This is a genomic window from Chryseobacterium sp. FR048 (assembly GCF_056844665.1).
This window is the reverse complement of record NZ_JBXDSE010000005.1, coordinates 234,272-249,914: the sequence shown is the minus strand read 5'-3', so window position 1 is coordinate 249,914 and position 15,643 is coordinate 234,272. Positions and strand designations below refer to the sequence as shown.

The 15,643-nt window shown below is 38.7% G+C and carries 12 protein-coding genes; 6 read left to right on the top strand and 6 right to left on the bottom strand.

Going from position 1 to position 15,643, the window contains the following annotated elements:
• The 4 genes from AC106K_RS15885 (at position 1) to pth (ending at position 2,868) form a co-directional block, all read left to right on the top strand.
• Positions 1-738: a hypothetical protein gene (locus tag AC106K_RS15885; RefSeq protein ID WP_482446454.1), complete on the top strand. Its 738-nt coding sequence runs from the start codon at positions 1-3 to the stop codon at positions 736-738.
• Between the two features lie 175 nt (positions 739-913).
• Entirely contained in the window at positions 914-1,066 is a 153-nt protein-coding gene (locus tag AC106K_RS15880; RefSeq protein ID WP_482446453.1) for a hypothetical protein, read from the top strand.
• Between the two features lie 226 nt (positions 1,067-1,292).
• Positions 1,293-2,219 (top strand): hypothetical protein, encoded by a 927-nt coding sequence (locus AC106K_RS15875; protein ID WP_185289544.1) that lies wholly within the window; start codon positions 1,293-1,295, stop codon positions 2,217-2,219.
• Positions 2,220-2,304: 85 nt separating this feature from the next.
• Complete coding sequence (gene pth, locus AC106K_RS15870) at positions 2,305-2,868, top strand: aminoacyl-tRNA hydrolase (protein WP_047097494.1); 564 nt, start codon at positions 2,305-2,307, stop codon at positions 2,866-2,868.
• Positions 2,869-3,036: 168 nt separating this feature from the next.
• On the opposite strand, the gene AC106K_RS15865 is transcribed toward pth, so the two are convergent.
• The 4 genes from AC106K_RS15865 to AC106K_RS15850 form a co-directional block, all read right to left on the bottom strand.
• Entirely contained in the window at positions 3,037-3,672 is a 636-nt protein-coding gene (locus tag AC106K_RS15865) for a carbonic anhydrase family protein (RefSeq protein ID WP_047097495.1), read from the bottom strand.
• Between the two features lie 55 nt (positions 3,673-3,727).
• A complete protein-coding gene (locus AC106K_RS15860; protein ID WP_482446452.1) occupies positions 3,728-5,320 on the bottom strand; it encodes a SulP family inorganic anion transporter in 1,593 nt (530 codons plus the stop codon).
• A gap of 147 nt (positions 5,321-5,467) precedes the next feature.
• A complete protein-coding gene (locus tag AC106K_RS15855) occupies positions 5,468-5,767 on the bottom strand; it encodes a hypothetical protein (RefSeq protein WP_047097496.1) in 300 nt (99 codons plus the stop codon).
• A gap of 21 nt (positions 5,768-5,788) precedes the next feature.
• The gene (locus AC106K_RS15850; RefSeq protein ID WP_482446451.1) at positions 5,789-6,457 is read right to left on the bottom strand and encodes a carbonic anhydrase; all 669 of its coding nucleotides are present in this window, start codon (positions 6,455-6,457) and stop codon (positions 5,789-5,791) included.
• 493 nt (positions 6,458-6,950) lie between these two features.
• On the opposite strand from AC106K_RS15850, the gene AC106K_RS15845 reads away from it, so the two are divergent.
• Both AC106K_RS15845 and AC106K_RS15840 read left to right on the top strand, forming a co-directional pair.
• Positions 6,951-7,985, top strand: a complete 1,035-nt coding sequence (locus AC106K_RS15845; protein ID WP_482446450.1) for a helix-turn-helix domain-containing protein — start codon at positions 6,951-6,953, stop codon at positions 7,983-7,985.
• A 115-nt stretch (positions 7,986-8,100) separates the two neighbouring features.
• A complete protein-coding gene (locus AC106K_RS15840; protein ID WP_482446449.1) occupies positions 8,101-8,709 on the top strand; it encodes a DUF2306 domain-containing protein in 609 nt (202 codons plus the stop codon).
• A gap of 61 nt (positions 8,710-8,770) precedes the next feature.
• Here the strand turns inward: AC106K_RS15840 and AC106K_RS15835 are convergent, their stop codons facing one another.
• Together AC106K_RS15835 and AC106K_RS15830 are read right to left on the bottom strand one after the other, a co-directional pair.
• Positions 8,771-13,750: a T9SS type A sorting domain-containing protein gene (locus AC106K_RS15835; protein ID WP_482446448.1), complete on the bottom strand. Its 4,980-nt coding sequence runs from the start codon at positions 13,748-13,750 to the stop codon at positions 8,771-8,773.
• Between the two features lie 124 nt (positions 13,751-13,874).
• On the bottom strand, positions 13,875-15,365 hold the full coding sequence (locus AC106K_RS15830) for a phosphoethanolamine transferase family protein (RefSeq protein ID WP_482446447.1): 1,491 nt from the start codon (positions 15,363-15,365) through the stop codon (positions 13,875-13,877).
• Positions 15,366-15,643 lie beyond the last annotated feature (278 nt).

Genomic DNA, 15,643 nt, shown 5'->3' with positions numbered 1-15,643 from the left:
ATGAAAAAAATATTATTTATAGGATCTGTCCTGTTAGCAGTTTTTGGAAATGCTCAGGTGGGTATCAATACTCCTACTCCGACCAATACATTGGATGTTAACGGAGATCTGAATGTCAGAAAAGAAGTAAGAACCGGAGGTACAGATCTTTTGAAAGGCTCAGCAGGGGCACCCGGAGATATTCTGCACAACAATTCAGGATTAGGAGGCAATGACTGGAAGAGTATTAAAATTGCTGACGGACAGGGTAGTATGTCGGTGTTTTCAATGAATACTGTAGAAGATAAGACGGGATTGTCCTTCTCCGGAGGCAACGGGTCTACTTCTCCATATAATGCAGGAGAATCTCTTACGGGGGGCTGGACAGTAATTCCGGGAGCGGTAGATACTTTCTCAATAACAAGTGGTATCAATAAAGTGACTTTTTCATTTCAGACCACAGTTCAGAAGGTCGGGACGAGTTCCACCGGGTATGCTTGCGGGGTATTTGTAGATAATACGCTCAGAGCAGTGCGAACAGATGTAATATTGGGAGAGACGGGAGCTTATAAGATTTTTAATCTGAATGCCACATTGACTAATCTTGGTCAGAAAAATAACTATACAGTGAAAGTAGCCTGTAATAAAAGAAATCTGAACGGAGGAACGCTTGGGATAGGGAGAGCGGTGCATACCGACTTCCTGAATGCAGATATGTCACAATCTGTTCTTACGACTTCTGTATTGCAGCCGTATTAATTTTTGCGATCATACAATAATTGGAAATCTGAAAACGTTATGTTTTTAGATTTTCTTTGTTTAATAAGTCTATTCTTTGTGAATTTATTTAAATAAAGTACAGTATGTTATCGAAAATTAAATTATATTTGGGCAACTAAACAAAAAATTGCGTATGATATAAAACTATTTTCTTATGCTTGCCGGGATTGCTTTTGAAAATGCTGGCGGCATGCATTACCACACTGTATTTTACAGAATTTATCCCTGGCCTGATGGAGACGTTTTTGCTCCGGAAAACTCAGGCAAAGAGCAAACAGATGATATTTATAAGAAAGGATATTCATAATGATTCCTCATTGTTATGGCAATTTCTTTCTCAGTGAACATAGCTTGCTCGTTTTATATTGATGATCATCTGTATTCAAATTTCAGGGAAAATCAGAGTTTGACCTATACCTATAAATATCTATAGGATGATTATAATTGTTAATCTTATCAGAATGTGAATATTAATATAATTTTTAAGCAAAAAAAAAATTATATTTGTCAAAAAAATAATTAATTACCGGGAAATGAAACAAATTTTCTACTTTATTTTATTAATCGCAGGTTTTTCCTCAATACATTCCTGCAAAAGTTTATTAGATGAGGATGGGAATCCTTTATTGGATCTGAACAGTACGGAAGGTTTAAGCGGTCCCAGAGCGCTTTACAGAGAAGTTACAGACAAAGATACCCTGGCAGAATATCACTACAGCGGGCTTCTGGTGACTAAAGTGATCACAGACAGCGCCTCTATTACAGATGTGATGTACAGCGGTGACAAAATAAGCCAAATTAACTTTAACGGATTTTTGGATCTTGACGGAAACGGAAAACTGGATAAAGACAGTGTTTCATATACTCAGCTATTTACGTATGCCAATAATACACTGCAGACGATTTCTGAGAACCGTACGATCTTCAGAAGACCGCCACCAGTGCCACCAGCTACAAAACCTGGCCCACAGACCTTATTGAAAAAAGAAAAATCTCTTTACAGAGTGGTTTACAGTAAGGCTACAGGAAAACTGGATTCTATTATTATGAAGAACGGTCCGGATGTTCCTGGATCTACAGGTTTTACTGATTATTCCAAAACAGCTTATAAATATACAGGAGATAATGTTTCTAATGTAACCAGACATTACGGAACAATGACAGGAAATGCATTTGGAGCCGTTACCAACAAATACAGCTATGATTATTATGCATATGATGATCAGGTAAGCCCTTTCACATTGTTACCACATGTATATAAGATTTCAAGATTATTGTCTACAGTGATCAATGATAAAGAAAGTCTTATCTTGTCTCCGAACAACCCGAAGAGATGGTCGCTGACAGATCTTACCCCTGTGATTCCTACTCCGGTTGTAAAGAGTACCAATTATGTGTATGATCCGCAGACTTATATGACTAAAGGGTACGGAGTAAACTATATTTACAAACCACAATAGAATCATTTTTCAACAATATTTAAACTCAATCTTTATAAGGTTGAGTTTTTTATTTTTTATCTCTTAATTTTGCAAAAAATTTCTGATGAAATATCTGATCGTTGGGCTTGGAAATAAAGGCTCAGAATATGAAAATACACGACATAATATAGGATTTAAAGTAGCGGAAAAAATTGCTGAGGTGCTTGAAGTACCTTTTAACAGTTCCAATTTTGGCTGGCTGGCAGAAGGGAAGTACAAAGGCCGAAAAGTTTTTGTCCTAAAGCCGGATACCTATATGAATCTTTCCGGAAATGCAGTGAAATACTGGATGCAGAAAGAAAATATTCCTTTAGAGAATGTTCTTATTGTAACGGATGATCTGGCACTTCCGTTCGGGACATTAAGAATGAAAGGAAAAGGTTCTGATGCGGGGCACAATGGTCTGAAAAACATTAATGAAGTGTTGCAGACCCAAAACTATGCGAGACTCCGATTCGGAATCTCTGCAGACTTTGCAGCGGGCCGTCAGGTAGACTATGTATTGGGAACCTGGAACGAAGAGGAAACTGAAAAGCTTTCTGAGAGAATTGAAACTTTTTCTAAAGCAAGCCTTTCTTTTGTTTTTGCAGGAATCAATAATACGATGTCTGCGTTCAACGGAAAATAACCGTGAAATAGGAGATCTTTTCCTCTTGCTGAAATGTAAGATCATCATTGATATAGATAAAGGCCATCGGATTCCCGATGGCCTTTTCATGTACTTAGATAATTAATTTCCAATCAATTTATCTGAATTAGATTATATTTTAAATAGGTTTATAAGAGTATACATTTCTTATAACCAGGTTACAGCACCAGTTTCAACGTCGTAGTTAGCGCCTACAATCTTAATTTTACCTTCTTCTTCAAGCTTTTTAAGAGTTGAGCTCTGCTTACGGATGTCTTCAATCGCGCTTTTCACGTTCTGATGGTTAAGTCTTTCCAATAATGAGCTGTTTTTTGATGAACGCTCTTCATTTTCTTCGATCACGTCATTGATGATCGGGTTAAAATGATTGATCAGGTGGTTCAGGTTATCCATTCCCAGTCCTTCAATCTGCGCTGCATCAAGTCCGCCTTTTAAAGCTCCGCATTTGGTGTGTCCTAAAACAACAATAAGCTTGGAACCTGCTACGTTACAACCGAATTCCATAGATCCAAGAATGTCCTGGTTCACAAAGTTACCGGCAATTCTGATACTGAAAACATCTCCCAGTCCCTGGTCAAAGATCAGTTCTGCAGAAGTACGGCTGTCTATACAGCTTAGTACTACGGCAAAAGGCCATTGTCCTTCACGGGTTGCGTTTACCTGCTCCAGAAGGTCTCTGTTAGCTTTAAGGTTGTTCACGAACCTTTGGTTTCCTTCTTTTAAGAAGTCTAACGCTTTTTCAGGAGTAATGGTCGATTGGGTTTCGTATGTATGTGCTTTCATATGATTTACTTGTTTTGATTTTTAAAGTTAAAAAAATAATTGATACACTAAGAGCTTACATGGCTCTTTTGTGTGTGATTAAAATGTGAGAGTCCTGGCTTCTTTCATAATCTCTGTATGAAGTTTTAAAGCCCAGAAGCTCTACGTTGATGTCTTCTTCCTTTGCACGGATGTTGGCAAAATCCTGTATCATCTCCAGTACATCAGTTGCAATATAAGATGTTTCTCTGGCGTCGATGATCACAGTAGAATTCGACTTGATGTTTTTAAGTGTTTTTTTGATGGCTGCTTTATTTAAGAAGGATACTTCTTCAGCCAGCTTGATTTTAATTCCGTCTGCATCGTCCAGTTTTTCTCTGCTCAGATAATAAGCTCTTTTCATATTTCCCTGAAGAATATAGAAAATAGAGATCGCCAGACCAATTCCAACACCTTTTAATAAGTCTGTTGCTACTACGGCTACAACAGTAGCTACGAAAGGGACGAACTGGAATTTTCCAAGATGCCAGAAATGTTTGAATGTTGCAGGCTTAGCCAATTTATATCCTACCAGAATCAAAACAGCAGCAAGCGTTGCCAGAGGGATCAGGTTTAGGATAAAAGGAATCGAAAGTACACAGACTAATAGCAATACGCCATGAATCATGGCAGATAGTTTAGAGGTAGCTCCCGCATTGGCATTTGCCGAACTTCTTACCACTACTGAGGTCATAGGTAGTCCTCCAATGAATGAGCTGATCAGGTTTCCTATTCCCTGAGCTTTAAGTTCAAGGTTAGTATCCGTAATTCTTCTCTGTTTATCTAATCTGTCTGAAGCTTCGATACAAAGTAGGGTTTCAATAGATGCTACAATGGCAATAGTTGCTCCTACGATCCATACTTTAGGGTTGGTAAACCCTCCGAAATCAGGCATTATAATCAGATTTTTGAAATCGTCCAGAGATTGAGGCACCGGTAATGCTACCAGGTGTTCTTTGCCAATGGCCAGTGAGCTTCCTGATAATTTGAATGCTTCATTCAGAAGTATACCAATGACTACGGCTACCAACGCTCCCGGAAGCATTTTCATTCTTCTCAGGGCAGGCGTTTTATCCCATGCAATCAGAATTCCTACAGACACCAGTGTTACAATGATAGCCCCAGGGTGAATAGCTCCGAAGAGTTCTGTAAAATAATTAAAATTGATTCCGTTGCTGAAAAGAGACTGGTTTCCTTCGTAATCTTTATCGAATCCCAATGCATGAGGAATTTGTTTTAAAATAATAATGATACCGATAGCGGCAAGCATTCCTTCAATAACATTGTTGGGAAAATAATTGGAAATACTTCCTGCTCTTGCAAACCCCAGGATCAATTGAAGAAGTCCTGCAATAATCCCGGCACAAAGGAAAAGTTCAAATGCACCAAGATCCGTAATGGCAGTTAAAACAATTGCAGTAAGACCTGCGGCAGGCCCTGAGACGGATATATTTGAATTACTGAGACAGCCTACAACCAGTCCGCCCACAATTCCGGCAATAATCCCGGATAATGGTGGGGCACCGGAAGCTAAAGCGATTCCTAAGCACAAAGGGAGTGCTACTAAGAATACAACGAGCCCTGAAGGGAAATTCTCCTTGATTCCTCCTAATAGTGATGTTTTTTTCATGATTTCTTGAAAAATATTATAACCAGTCGGGTAATCCTTCAATAACCGATTATAAAAGATTGGAAAATTAATTTTAAAGTACATGCATGATATTCATTGCCGGAAATGGCATGAATACCGCAAAAAATAATCTAATTATACTTAAAATTAAGCTTCCGGAGGCGGAGAAAATATAGTGAGTAAAGGAGACAGATGATGAGAATCATCTACCAACACAAAAGATACGGCCTGAGGATCAGGCTCGGAAAACTTCAGATAATCAAAGACATCCAAAGGTTTCGGGATTGTTTTTTCGTATACAATGAATGAGGATGGGTGAGAATGAGGTTCTTCTTCATTGACTATTATATTCGTTCTCAGAATATCCCAGCCTGCAACCGCAGCAATGCTTGGCAGCGCTGTAAAATTCAGAAAAAACGTTAATACAATAATACTCCAGAATTTCATTTTACATTCTTTTTAGAAAGTCTATTTATCCTTTCTGCTCATTACCCAGTCAGAACCTGTAAGATTATAAATTTTCTGGATGTCTTTCAAGATTTTCTCAAAATCAATTTCCAGATCAATGATCTTTCCTGTTCTAAGGTCAAATACCCAGCCGTGTACAACAGGTTGTTCTTCAAGGATATACCTTTCCTGTACACAAGCCATTTTAATCACGTTGATGCATTGCTCCTGAACATTAAGTTCCACAAGCCTGTCATAACGTTTGTCCTCGTCTTCGATAGAATCAAGTTCAGCCTGGTGCAATCTGTAAACATCACGAATGTTTCTCAGCCACGGATTCAATAATCCTAAATCCTGAGGAGTCATCGCTGCTTTTACCCCACCGCAGTTGTAATGCCCACATACCACAATGTGCTTTACTTTCAGATGCTCTACTGCGTATTGGATAACCGCTGTGGAACTCATATCTAGAGTATTGACAACATTGGCAATATTTCTGTGAACGAAAACTTCTCCCGGTTTTGCTCCCATCAGCTCTTCAGCTGTAGCTCTACTGTCTGAACATCCGATGTAAAGATAGTCAGGATGCTGAGTTTTTGCCAGTTCGTGGAAGAAATTCGGATCCTCTGCAACTTTGGATTCTACCCATTTTCTATTGTTTTCAAAAATAACTTCGTACGATTGTGACATAATTTTAAATTTTAAAAGGTTTATAATTATTTATTTCGTTTAAATTATTTTCAAAATCAATAGACCGAATCAATAATCATGCAAAAATATACTTTTTGCTGAAGAATCAACCAGTTTTAACAAAGTTTAATATTAAAATATGCTTAAAATCATGTCTAATATCCCGGTATACTTTGCTTTACAAAAGGCTGCTTCTGTCTGATAATCCAAACGTTTAAAAAACTATGATAAAATTACGAAGTATAAATTATAATTTGAGGGTTGTGAATTAAAATATTTTTAATTTTTTTTGAATGAAATTCTATTGACAGGAAATAGTTGATAATCTGTCGTTTTGTATCAGTAAAAATGAATAAATTAAAACCTGGATTTTAAGCCGTCATTTCAAATGCAGAATGTTGATCTTCAGAGCCTGTCCCCTTTATTTTACTTAGCGGGAATTTTTATTGCCTGTTTTTCTGCCTTCCTGATTATGGGAAAACGCAGGAAAATAATGGCAGATTATCTGTTGGCAGGATGGTTTCTGATTATCGGAATTCATCTCAGCTTTTTTATGCTGTTTTTTTCCGGAAGCTATGTGAAATTTCCTTATTTCCTGGGATATGAAGTGCTTCTTCCTTTCATTCATGGGCCCATGTTGTATTTCTATGTTCTTTGTGTGACAGGAAGAAACCTCAGCAAAAAGATGGGGTTGTTGCATTTGATCCCTGTTTTTATTGTTTTCCTTGTTCTGCTTAAATTTTTGCTCCTGCAGTCTCCCTGGGATAGATTAATGATTTATCAGAAGGGCGCTGATGAGTATAAAACATTGAGTGATATCCTCAAATATCTGATGATCTTCTCCGGAATCCTGTATGTAGGATTAAGTCTTTTTGCTCTCATAAAATATAAGAAGGGACTTTCTGATCAGTATTCCAATACAGAGAAAATGAATATGAACTGGTTATACTGCCTCATTATCGGGATCGCACTGATATGGATTGCTGTCATCATAAGAAATGATATTTTGATTTTTTCTCTGGTTGTTCTGTTTATTCTGGTAGCTGCTTATTTTGGGATCAGCCGTGTCGGTATTCTGAATCTGGCTGTTGCTGAAACTGAAACGCTTGAAGAAAAGACGGTGAATGAGATTGCCGAAGTGATAAAATATCAGAAAACCTCACCTGGAGACGAAGCAATACAGGAGATTTATAAAAAGCTGACTTATAAAATGGAGTACGAAAAACTGTACAAAGATCCGGAACTGAATCTGAATCATGTGGCAAAGCTTCTGGATGTTCATCCCAATATCTTATCTCAGACGATCAATACAATAGAGCAGAAGAACTTTTATGACTACGTCAACAGACAAAGGATTGAAGAGTTCAAGAGGATAGCAGGTCTGCCGGAAAATCGAAAATTTACCATTCTTTCTTTAGCCTTTGAAAGTGGGTTCAATTCCAAAACATCTTTTAACAGGAATTTTAAAAAGTATATGAATTGTTCTCCAAGAGAATTTTTAAAAAGTGAAAGTATTGATCTGGAATAATTGGCTATGATTCAAAGTATTGATGATTACATGCTTATAAATAGGTTTCACCTTTCATTTTGGAACATTTAGAACTTCTGTAATCCTCATTTTTACAGCAAATTTATTGATACCTATGAAAAATCTGTTATTTGTGATCATGAGTGCTTTTGCTCTGCTTATCGGAATATATCCTTTGATCTATGCCTTTGTAGAACATCGTCATACCTTTCTGGGTTCTAAATCTCCTGAGCTCCTTCAGAATCTGATCTGGAAGACTGCATTTTTTGCACATATTATTTTTGGTGGGCTGGCTCTTCTTACAGGTTGGCGTCAGTTTGGAAACTCATTCCGGAATAAATATATCAGGGTGCACAGAAGTATTGGAAAAGTCTATGCAATTGCTGTCATCATAAGTTCTGTATCCGGAATATATTTAGGAATCTATGCGAATGGAGGATTGGTTTCTGCCACGGGATTTGTCTGTTTGGGGCTAATCTGGCTGGTGACTACTGTTCTGGCAGTGGTACAAATAAGAAAAGGGAACATCATATTTCATCAACAGTTAATGGTCTATAGCTATGCCTGTACTTTTGCTGCGGTAACACTCAGGCTATGGTTTCCTTTATTGAAAAACCTGACGCACGATCCTGCCAATTCCTACCTTGTGGTTGCATGGCTGTGCTGGGTTCCTAATGTATTGGTTGGCTATTGCATTAACAGGAATCTTAGACCTGGGAATTAAGATGTTATATAAAAAAGCGGCCCCGAATCGGGGCCGCTCTCATTTTTGAAATAACAGATTGTTATTCTTTGATAATTTTTACTAATGTTTCAGAATTATTGATTCTTACTAAATAAGCTCCGGATATTAAAGAAGATAAATCAGTCTTTTCATTTTCAAACTTACCGGATTTGATCATCTGGCCAGACATATTGTAGATCTGGTAATAATATTCTTTAACCTCATTCGGTTTGATGTAAAGCATATTTTTTACCGGGTTCGGATAAACGGTCAGTTTATCTTTTACCACCATTTCCTCTACTTTAGTTCTTGCCATAGGCGCTGCTGCTTTTTTAAGAGCATCCTTAGGAACTGCAACGGCGTTAGGATCGTATCTGCCTATTTCGTTACCGTTGGCATCGTACTTGATTTCAGCACAACGGCAGGACATAGCTGCCTGAGGACGGAAACCGAACGTAGGAGTTAAGAAATACAGCCCTGTGTTAGCATTAGCGGTTTGCTTGAATAGCATTCCTAAAGCACTTCCACCGGTTCCCTGGCTGGCAGAGGTCCAGATCCCTGAATACTGGAATGTTTTTAAACCTGAGCCGGCAGCGTATGGAAGAACAGATGCATCCATAGTATTGCCTCCGTTAAAACCTCTGATACCCATGTTCGGGAATAAACCAATGTTGTATTCCGGTTTATTTAATGTATATCCGTAAGCTACAGTTCCTCTTCCTGAAAAATAGGCATATAGAGTACCGCCGATATAATTGTATTTGGCCGGATCATAGTTTTCATATTTCACTACGGCATTAATGTCCCCAGGATCTATACCGTAAGCCGTATTAAATTGCTTGTTATAGAACCACGGTGTATTTCCTTTTGAAATAAAATTACCAAGGATAATTCCGGTGGAAACACTTTCAAGATCTACTATTCTCCATCCCGCAGGACATGGGTCATATGAAGATTTTTCGGTAGCGTGCCCCCATCTTTCCGGCATGTTTCCATTTTCGTCAGAAACCCAGTCTGATTTCGCAGCATCGGTCTGATACAGATAACTAAGCGGATTATTAACAGAGTATTTTACTATTTTCTTTAGCTTGTCTGCTTTTGAATCTCCACTTACAATACCTGCATTTGAAGCGTCTGAATAGGTAGCATATGGCTTGGTGAATGAGCTTAAATACTCAGTCTCAGACATACTTGCTGTATAAGGTATTGCTCCTGTAGAAGGATTGGCAGGGTTATTCTGTCTGAATACATTGTAGGTAGCGTAAGGCTTGGTTCCGTAATAATAATATGACCATCCCGGATTGTAGAACACAGGCAATGGATCTTTTCTTCCCCACTGATAGTGCAGACCGCCACTTTCACTGATTTGAGCTAATCTTGCCAATACAGCAGGATTTCCTGTAGGGAAGCTGCCTGTAGCAGGAGCAGCCAGACCTGATGCAAATACGGAACCGGATGGTTCAAAAATATGCTCATTCACTAACTTATCCTTAGCTCCCAGATCCCTGTCCATAAAGGTAGTTTTCAGAGGAACTCCGGCACTGGTCATAGGATCTACAAACTGCTCATTGGCGGGGATAACTCCTCCGTTACTTGCATTTTCAGGATCAAAAGTATATTTTTCAATCACTGATCTAGGTGCCCAGATATGCCAGCTCCAGATGACAGGATCATTATGTTTGTTGGCTGTCCAGCCTCCGTTACCTACATGAAGTGCAACTACAGCATTACCCGTCATATTTTGGTTTAATGTAACTTTTAAGATCGCAGTGTCAATAGAACCATCGATAATCTCCATTTTCTGAATTAAATCCTTATTGCTTGTCCAAACCACCGACGATGATTTTGTAGATTCTGCCGGGAAGCTGAAATCCGTGCTCAGATGAAGTTTATGCATTGCATACGCTTTTCTTAATGGTATTTCAATAATCCTGTCATTGTCTTTATTCGGATCAATGTTACTTCCGTTCGGGTTGGGAGTCACCAAAGTAGGATTGGTATATTCTACATAACTATTTGGAAGTTTAGTCCATGATTTTAATGTTTCAATAGAGTAGGACTCATTGGCAGAAGCAACGAATTCCGTTTCAAATGCTGCCGGCATGAAAGCATTGTTGGGATCCGCTATACAACGAACACCTCCGCCACCAAGATAAGGAGTGCTTGCGAACCTATGCCAGCCCGGTTTTGCATGAGTCGCACTCAATGGATCGGAAATCAGCGTTAATCCTGCTGCTCCATAGGATGGATAGCGTACCTGATTAATCACTTCCGTAGCCGTAGTAAATGTAGTGGTCAGTAATCCTCCGTCTGCACTCTGATCCTGGAACTCCATTACAGGAATAATCCATCCGGTACCGTATTTTACAGCGCTCGTTGTATTAGGATACATCTCATAATTACCGTTAATAGGGAATTTTCCTAAATTCATTCCGGCAACTCCCGCAAAATCAAATCCAAACTGCGGATAGATTTTTATTCCCGGATAACTTGTATTTAAAGCGTTTGCAACGAATTCTGGGTTTGTATTGTTGCCATTTCCGGTATGTTTACCCCAAGGGCTGTATTTGTTTTCATCAGGCATAGGCACTCCGGAATTTCTACCGCCGGAAAAATAGCTGGATGGTACTCTCCAGTTACAAGGACATGGATCGTACGGTGATTTCATGGCATAGCGTGAGCTTGCTTCTCCTACAGCCGGATCATCTATGTCAGAATAATTTCCCTGACGGGTATCTCCCCACAAATCCCATGTCACAATGTTTTCACGCAAAGGCGACGTATATTGTTTGAATTTCTGTTTAGAAAACCAGGTTGTAATTCCTACTGCGACCCAATTGTTATTGTTGTTTTGCTGTAAGAAGTCTTCACCATCATTCAAGAGTGGTTCCCCTTTTTTAGCAACATAAATAGGAGTAGCAATAAAGCTGAAAGGATTTTTTATGGAAAACCTTATATTTCCGTTAGGAGTATCCGTTCCTGTATTCAGTTGAGCGGAGTATTTGCTTCCTCTTACTTTTACAAATTTAGACTGGAAAGCAGGATCATTGTACGTAAGATTAATTTCTCCACTGATTGAGTAAAGGCTTAAATCTTTATGAGAAAACGGAGGAAAAGGATCTTTTCTACCCCATTGGTACTGTAAACCTGCAGATTTATGCCAGTTATTTCCTAAAAAGCTTTCATTAACGGCTCCCAGATTTCTGTCCATCCATTTCCAGTTGGTGACAAGATTGCCATCCTTATCTTTCTCGAAGCCATGATGATAAGTGCTTCCGTTGGTAGGATCATCAGTTGCCCAAATATGCCATGACCAATAAATCTGGTCATTGACTTTATAGGATACTACTGCATTTCCTTTTTTTATCCTGTCAACAAGCACCTTGATCTTAGCGTTTTCTCCTGTTCCCTCAAGGCTGACTGATTTTATCAGACCAGGTTCATCTTCCCAGTAAAGGCTTGCTTTAGCGATTCCTCCATCCGGAATTTTGGTGTAGTTTCCACTATCATCCTTCATGAATTCTCCTCCCTTAGACCACATTTCATAGGCCTTTTTCACAGGGATATAAAGGCCATCTGCATTGCCCCCGCTCTTATTTTTTCCTGTAAAAATATAGCTGTTCGGAGCCTTGGTCCAGTCTACCGGACTGTTGTCAGGAACAACTCCGTTTTTCAATGAGTAGCATGCATTCACGCAACCTTCAACATTGAGCTTTACATCCCCAAAAATACCCACATAGTTGATAAATTTGGCAATCTCAGACTCAATGTCAGGCATTGATCTTACGGTCTGAATACTTGCAGTAGCATCATTCCTCAAAGCTCCCATACCGTATAAGGTCATTTCAGGTGTGTTCGAAATGATTAAGTTTTCAGAACCGGGTCCTCTTCGTGCGCCACCCTGATCATTTCCGTAACCAAAAAATAATGCGCCGTAATTACTGTATCCCGTTGCATTTTTTATGGTGATAGATTGGCCGTTGCTCTTATATACTCTGAACCCTGTGGATAAACTGGATACAATCACAACCGGTTCCTGATCTGCAATGAAGTCAGACAGTTTCTCGGCGAGGGTATTGTATAGATTGAAATATCTGCTTTGAAGCTGATTAGGGTTTTTAAAATTATGATACCCAGGGCCATTTGGTTCGCCTGGCCATTGGCTGAATTTCAACAGCATTCCGCTGATGGAGAATTTTCCTGCAAACATATACACCGGATCATTATAGGTATACAGATAAGGGATGGGATGGCCGGGCATTTCGTGATAAATAAATTCCGGAGTAGCACCTATAGTATCATTAACTGCTCCCTGATTGATCATTTTTACAGATTTGATTCCGTTGTTGTCAAATAGGGTAGCAGGAGTCCTGGGAGAGAATACTACATCATCCTTTTTGTTGTTCATGATCACATTTCCAAGCTTGTTAAAGGCATGGGCAGAAGTTACTCTGTCCTTAATACCTGTAACTTTTCCGTTGGCATCTTTAATCAGAGTCCCTTCTTTTTTGGGTGTCAGAAGAATAGTGTATTCATTTTCATCCAGGTCACAACTGCTGCTGTTATAATCGCCAAATTTGTAGTGATTTACCGTTTTATCCCAGGTGATACTGTTGAAGTTGGTGAGATTGGTGTCTGAACTCAGTTCAACTTTCAGGTTGTAAGCACTTTGGGCTGAAGCAGGTAGCTCAAAAATGGCTTTCAGATCTTCATTATATCTGTTATAAGAATATAATGTTTTGCACCATCCCGTCACCCAATTTCCCTGAGCATCTTTGTACTTGACAGATAATTTTACGTGATCGCTGGTTACAGGCTTAGTGAGTTTTCCACTCATGATGACCAGTCCTTTCTCCTGTACATTCTGATTCATGACGATCAGAGGGTCCAGGTCATACACAAAGGGTGCTACAGGCTGGTGAAGTTTCGAAATAATAGCTTTCTCATGAAGTCCGGGGGTAGGTATTCCCCTTGGGAAAGCATGAACCGATGCAAGGCAGAGAACTGCTGCAAAAATCTTGTACGTCGATTTTCCTTTCATATTTTATGTTTAAAAAGTTTTCAATATTAGTTTTGTGATGGTTCCTAACCTGCTCAGTAAATTTAATGTTTCCTATTATTGAGGGAGAATAATAGGAAACAGTTTCTGTACAGGTATTCTGGTGTTATTCTGTCAGTTTTTCATAATCTATACTTTTCATGTCCAGATTTAAATACTTATTTTCTTCGTTTTTATAATGCTGAGGAGTTTCCAGTCCCATATATTTCATGATCAGCGGATAGATATAGGTGGTCTGGATCAGATTGGGATCTCTTCCTGTAGTTCTGTAGGCAGCAGGTACTTTGTCGCCATACCATACGAAGAAAGGAACCTGAGTAGATTCTTTGGAGTCTACATGCAGTAACTTATCTCCCTGCACCTTAAGGCCATGGTCAGAAGCATAGATCACAACTGAATTGGTATTTTTAAGGGTGCTGAAAATGTCCTTCATGACATAATCTGTATATTTTATAGAATTGTCGTAGCAATCCAGATCTCCGGACTTCCATGTTTCCGGTAGTCTGTTGCAGGGATTGGGGTGGCTTCCCATGATGTGGAAGACAATGAATTTGTTATCCTTGTTCTGAATGACATTCTTTAGTTCCGGGATAATCACTTCATCATAGCCATTCACCCATTTTTTGTTTTTAGCCATTGAAGCAATTGCGGTAATTCCTTTAGCACTTTGTTGTGTGCTGATCCAGAAAGAATTGTAGCCTGCCTGATTGGCAAGATTGATGATATTGTAGGATAATTTATCATAATGATACCTGAATTCGTCCGGATGTATGCTGGAAAGCATAAGCGGAACACTGAGGTTCGTAATCCCTGCGGGAGAAACAGCTTTGTCATAAATCATCATGTTTCCGGCTTCCTGATCAGTATAAGGAGTTGTTTTCTTAGAATAGCCATACAATGACATATTCTGCTTTCTTTCAGATTCTCCGATGATAAAAATAACGTTCTCTATCCCTGGCTGTACTTGTTTGATGTTGAAAACCGGGACATTTTTTTTGATCAGATTAATATCTTCCTGAATTTTCAGAGCCGTATTGAAATCTGACAGATGGTAATACACACTTTTGATCATTTTTCCGCCGCCTTTATTGCTTACATATTTATGTTTAAGGTGAAAAGCAAAGGGCATGATCAGCCATAGTAAGGCGATAATGATATATTTAAAATCAAATTTAACAGTATTTTTCAGGGAATTGACTGAATAAATCAACATCGCCATAAAGATGATGCACAGAATCCCCGGCAGAATAAACATATAAGACATGCTCATGGCTTCGTTCACATTCGACTCCAGTATGCTGATAGCCATTCCTACATTGAACCCCGAATGATAAATAAAATAACAGGATACGGATATAAGAAAGTTAATGCTTAAGAATAAACACAGAAGAACTGCAATGGCAGAGGTATATTTATTTTTAAAGAGAAGAGCATTAAAAACAAGAAATGAAGAAAACATGATTCCATATTCGAAAATATTCCTGATACTTTCAAATTTCTCTGCCCCGAATAGATTATCAAATATATAAGGGAAGGAAAGCAGAAAGCCAGTAATATAGATAATGGTAATAAGAATTGGAATTGTCTTTTTGAGCATGGCTAATAGAGTCTTTGCTGTTAGGATAAACTTTTTTACATGTAATCTGGTTCAGGAGTTTTCTGATCATGATCATCCTATATTGCTGAAAAGAGATTGATATTTCATCAAATAGTATAGATGCCAGTTCACGGAAGAAACTGCTGATAGATTGTTGTCAAAACTTGATGGCAGATCGTTATTTTCTTTCTGCCCGTATTTTCACAATGAAAATGTGTTTACAGAGATGACAGTGCAGGTAATAAAGTGGGGACAAAGAGGAGTGTTTTTTTCATCAA

Coding starts and splice junctions, on each gene's coding strand:
- AC106K_RS15850 (WP_482446451.1), bottom strand. CDS start 6,457: ATGTCACAATCGTACGAAGTTATTTTTGAAAACAATAGAAAATGGGTA.
- AC106K_RS15875 (WP_185289544.1), top strand. CDS start 1,293: ATGAAACAAATTTTCTACTTTATTTTATTAATCGCAGGTTTTTCCTCA.
- AC106K_RS15845 (WP_482446450.1), top strand. CDS start 6,951: ATGGCAGATTATCTGTTGGCAGGATGGTTTCTGATTATCGGAATTCAT.
- AC106K_RS15885 (WP_482446454.1), top strand. CDS start 1: ATGAAAAAAATATTATTTATAGGATCTGTCCTGTTAGCAGTTTTTGGA.
- AC106K_RS15855 (WP_047097496.1), bottom strand. CDS start 5,767: ATGAAATTCTGGAGTATTATTGTATTAACGTTTTTTCTGAATTTTACA.
- AC106K_RS15865 (WP_047097495.1), bottom strand. CDS start 3,672: ATGAAAGCACATACATACGAAACCCAATCGACCATTACTCCTGAAAAA.
- AC106K_RS15880 (WP_482446453.1), top strand. CDS start 914: ATGCTTGCCGGGATTGCTTTTGAAAATGCTGGCGGCATGCATTACCAC.
- AC106K_RS15860 (WP_482446452.1), bottom strand. CDS start 5,320: ATGAAAAAAACATCACTATTAGGAGGAATCAAGGAGAATTTCCCTTCA.
- AC106K_RS15840 (WP_482446449.1), top strand. CDS start 8,101: ATGAAAAATCTGTTATTTGTGATCATGAGTGCTTTTGCTCTGCTTATC.
- pth (WP_047097494.1), top strand. CDS start 2,305: ATGAAATATCTGATCGTTGGGCTTGGAAATAAAGGCTCAGAATATGAA.
- AC106K_RS15835 (WP_482446448.1), bottom strand. CDS start 13,750: ATGAAAGGAAAATCGACGTACAAGATTTTTGCAGCAGTTCTCTGCCTT.
- AC106K_RS15830 (WP_482446447.1), bottom strand. CDS start 15,365: ATGCTCAAAAAGACAATTCCAATTCTTATTACCATTATCTATATTACT.